This window comes from Christensenella intestinihominis (genome assembly GCF_001678845.1).
Lineage (GTDB): Bacteria > Bacillota > Clostridia > Christensenellales > Christensenellaceae > Christensenella > Christensenella intestinihominis.
Genome location: NZ_MAIQ01000028.1, coordinates 374 through 710, shown reverse-complemented (window position 1 = coordinate 710; position 337 = coordinate 374). Strand labels below are relative to the sequence as shown.

1 protein-coding gene is annotated in these 337 nt (G+C 45.4%); it reads left to right on the top strand.

Features of this window, described 5'->3' with window-relative positions; all coding sequences use genetic code 11:
* Positions 1 to 133 precede the first annotated feature (133 nt).
* Positions 134 to 337 (top strand): IS200/IS605 family transposase (tnpA, locus tag BBD38_RS14990; protein WP_235829148.1); only part of this gene is annotated, 204 nt, incomplete at its 3' end.

The window sequence follows — 337 nt, the reverse complement described above, 5'->3', positions numbered from 1 at the left end:
ATGCGAAGCGAAATCCCCCCGCTGCGCGGGGGAGTTCAAAAAAGGCGAAGCCGTTGAGGTAGAAAAGCGCTCCAAACCTATTAAACTAGAAGTTGGTCGACTTCTGTGAGAAATAGGAAAGGAGCACAAACAAATGGACAGTGTATTAGAGCATACAAAGTGGAATTGCCGATATCATATCGTGTGGGCACCAAAATATCGGCGAAAAATAATCTACGGGAAGTACAGGCAAGAAATCGGGAAAATACTCCGAAAATTGTGCGAGTACAAAGGAATCGAGATAGTGGAGGCAAATGCGTGTATAGACCATATCCACATGTGTGTGAAGATTCCCCCC